Genomic DNA, 3,029 nt, shown 5'->3' with positions numbered 1-3,029 from the left:
TTACCGGATAAGCCGATGGCGCTCACCATCCTGCCAAATTTACACCACGTCCCAAGACTCTACCATTTTCTGCGCTAATTTTGACTGGCACTTGGCCTGAACTGTGCTAACGTCAGGTTATTGCACACGTATGAGAATAACTATGAAGAAAAGCATCAAAGTTCTGTTGCTGTTAGGGCTGTTTGGCTTCTCCTCCACCAGTTTCGCCCTGAGCGAATCGGAAGCAGAAGATTTGGCAGATTTAACCGCCGTATTTGTTTATTTAAAAAATGACTGTGGCTATCAGGATTTACCGGACGGGCAAATTCGCCGGGCACTGGTCTTTTTTGCACAGCAAAACCGTTGGGATTTAACCAATTACAACAGTTTCAACATGAAAGCACTGGGTGAAGACAGCTATCGCGATCTGAGCGGTATTGCCGTTCCTAATGATACCAAGTGTAAATCTCTCGCACGGGACTCGCTGAGTCTGCTCGCCTACGTGAAATAAACCGCTGTTATCCTTCTTGCTGCCGATCATTTGACCGTGCAACCACGGTCATAAATGACTATGATATTGGCCCATTTTTCGTCAGGAGGAGTCCCCACCATGACCGATAAAGAAATGTGGTATGAAACGCTTCATGCCGGATTCGGACAGTATTTTTCTGTCGATAAAGTACTGTATCGCGAACAAACCGGGCATCAGGATCTGGTCATTTTTGAAAACTCCGTGTTAGGTCGCGTCATGGCGCTGGACGGTGTGGTACAAACCACCGAGCGCGATGAGTTTATCTATCATGAGATGATGACCCACGTTCCGCTACTGGCACACGGCGCGCCAAAAGACGTTCTGATTATCGGCGGTGGCGATGGTGCCATGCTGCGTGAAGTCAACCGTCATCAGAACATTGAAAAAATCACCATGGTCGAAATCGATGCGGGCGTGGTGACGTTCTGCAAACAGTACCTGCCGAACCACAGCCAGAGCGCTTATGACGATCCACGCTTCACGCTGGTGATCGACGATGGCGTGAACTTCGTGAGCCAGACCAGCGAAAAGTTCGATGTCATTATCTCTGACTGTACCGATCCCATCGGACCGGGGGAGAGCCTGTTTACCTCAGACTTTTATCAGGGATGCCACCGCTGCCTTAACCCTAACGGCATCTTCGTGGCGCAGAATGGCGTCTGTTTCCTGCAGCAGGATGAAGCCGTCAACAGCCACCGCAAGCTCGGCCACTATTTTGCTGATGTCAGCTTCTATCAGGCGGCGGTTCCGACCTATTACGGCGGCATCATGACCTTTGCCTGGGCCAGCGACAACCCAGAGCTACGCCAGCCGGATGCGGCCACTATCGCATCGCGCTTTGCCGCAGCAGGACTTACCTGCCGTTACTACAATCCGGCGATCCACACGGGCAGTTTTGCCCTGCCGCAATATCTGTTGAATGCGCTGGCAGACTAGCTAGGCATTCTTAGGGAGTGAATGAAATTGCAAAAGCTGAAACTACATGGCTTCAATAACCTGACGAAAAGCCTGAGTTTTTGTATCTACGATATCTGTTACGCGAACACTGAAGCTGAACGCGACGGGTACATTGCGTACATTGATGAGCAGTATAATGCTAATCGCTTGACCGAAATTCTGAGCGAGACCTGCTCGATTATCGGGGCGAACGTGCTGAATATCGCACGCCAAGACTATGAACCACAGGGTGCCAGCGTCACGATTCTGGTGAGCGAAGAGCCTGTCGATCCACGCGATATCGATACCTCCGAGCACCCCGGCCCGCTGCCAAACTCCATGGTTGCGCACCTTGATAAGAGCCATATCTGCGTGCATACCTACCCAGAAAGCCATCCAGAAGGTGGCCTATGTACTTTCCGTGCCGATATTGAAGTATCGACCTGCGGCGTGATTTCGCCCCTGAAAGCGCTGAACTACTTAATTCACCAGCTGGAATCCGACATTGTCACCATCGACTATCGCGTGCGCGGCTTTACGCGTGACGTCAATGGGGTGAAACACTTTATCGACCACGAGATCAATTCGATCCAGAACTTTATGTCGGACGATATGAAGGCGATGTATGACATGATGGATGTGAATGTCTATCAGGAAAATATGTTCCATAGCAAAATGCTGCTGAAGGAGTTCGATCTTAAACATTATCTGTTTAATACCAATCCTGCCGACCTCAGCCCGCAGGAACATAAGCGCATCACCGATCTGCTGTGGAAAGAAATGCGTGAAATTTACTATGGCCGCAATATCCCGACCATCGGATTAAAAACACCTTAAAACAACTTAATTTATCGATTTTAGTTATTCATATAAATAAACGGCCTGCGACCGTTTTTTATTTCTGCTATTTTCATTTAATTACATCGTGGTTTGCTTTAGTTTACAGCACCTTCTGCAAGGCAAACTGCTGTCCGCTGAGTTCTTCATCCGATTTCAGCGTGAGCGGCTTGTCGGTAATGATATCGGTTAGCTGCTGCAACGGCGCGGCTTGGAACAGCGACTACGAGCCGTATTTGCTGCTGTCGGCCAGAAGCACGCGGCGGCGCGCATTGGCGAGCAGCTCCTGCTTCAGGGTAGAGTTTTGCCCCATTCCCAGTCGAAACGCAACAAAACGGAGGGGGCTTATGCCGCCAGTAAGTGCGTTAAAAATACCTCATTGGGAGAGCGATAGCCCAGAGATTTTCGCCCTCTGGTGTTGAGCGTGTGTTCGAGTTCGGCAATCTTACGATGACTGACCTGACTGAAGTCCGTTCCCTTGGGGTAAAAACGCCTAATCAGCCCGTTGGTATGCTCATTCAGGCCGCGCTCCTAGGAATGGTAAGGCCGCGCAATAAACTCGCAGAAAGTATTGGCTTCAATGTCTCTGAAAGCGGCAACCACGGTTTTTGCACGTTTATTGGGCAGCTTCCGAATGATGACGGTTTTTAGGGCCTTATCTACGAGAGTGAGCAGGAATGACTTCTGGTCTTTGCCAAAAATGGTGTCAATCTCGAAATGGCCAGGTTTCTGTTTGAGTTCGGCT

Annotated in this window: 3 protein-coding genes and 2 pseudogenes; 3 read left to right on the top strand and 2 right to left on the bottom strand. The window is 49.8% G+C overall.

Features of this window, described 5'->3' with window-relative positions:
• Positions 1 to 142: 142 nt before the first annotated feature.
• The 3 genes from BBW68_RS07295 to speD all read left to right on the top strand — a co-directional run bounded on the left by BBW68_RS07295 (position 143) and on the right by speD (position 2,284).
• Positions 143 to 490: a YacC family pilotin-like protein gene (locus tag BBW68_RS07295; RefSeq protein WP_070134625.1), complete on the top strand. Its 348-nt coding sequence runs from the start codon at positions 143 to 145 to the stop codon at positions 488 to 490.
• A gap of 99 nt (positions 491 to 589) precedes the next feature.
• Positions 590 to 1,447 (top strand): polyamine aminopropyltransferase, encoded by an 858-nt coding sequence (gene speE, locus BBW68_RS07290; RefSeq protein ID WP_070134624.1) that lies wholly within the window; start codon positions 590 to 592, stop codon positions 1,445 to 1,447.
• Positions 1,448 to 1,468: 21 nt separating this feature from the next.
• Positions 1,469 to 2,284, top strand: coding sequence for an adenosylmethionine decarboxylase (speD, locus tag BBW68_RS07285; protein ID WP_070134623.1), 816 nt, complete (start codon positions 1,469 to 1,471; stop codon positions 2,282 to 2,284).
• A 103-nt stretch (positions 2,285 to 2,387) separates the two neighbouring features.
• Here speD and BBW68_RS20610 read toward each other — a convergent pair.
• Together BBW68_RS20610 and BBW68_RS19150 are read right to left on the bottom strand one after the other, a co-directional pair.
• Positions 2,388 to 2,591, bottom strand: a pseudogene (locus BBW68_RS20610) (DeoR/GlpR transcriptional regulator); the annotation flags it as partial.
• 224 nt (positions 2,592 to 2,815) lie between these two features.
• A pseudogene (locus BBW68_RS19150) lies at positions 2,816 to 3,029 on the bottom strand (IS30 family transposase); the annotation flags it as partial.

Origin of the sequence: Candidatus Erwinia dacicola (genome assembly GCF_001756855.1) — a bacterium.
Classification (GTDB): domain Bacteria; phylum Pseudomonadota; class Gammaproteobacteria; order Enterobacterales; family Enterobacteriaceae; genus Erwinia; species Erwinia dacicola.
Note: the sequence above shows the minus strand (reverse complement) of the source record. Positions and strands in the feature narration are given on the sequence as shown.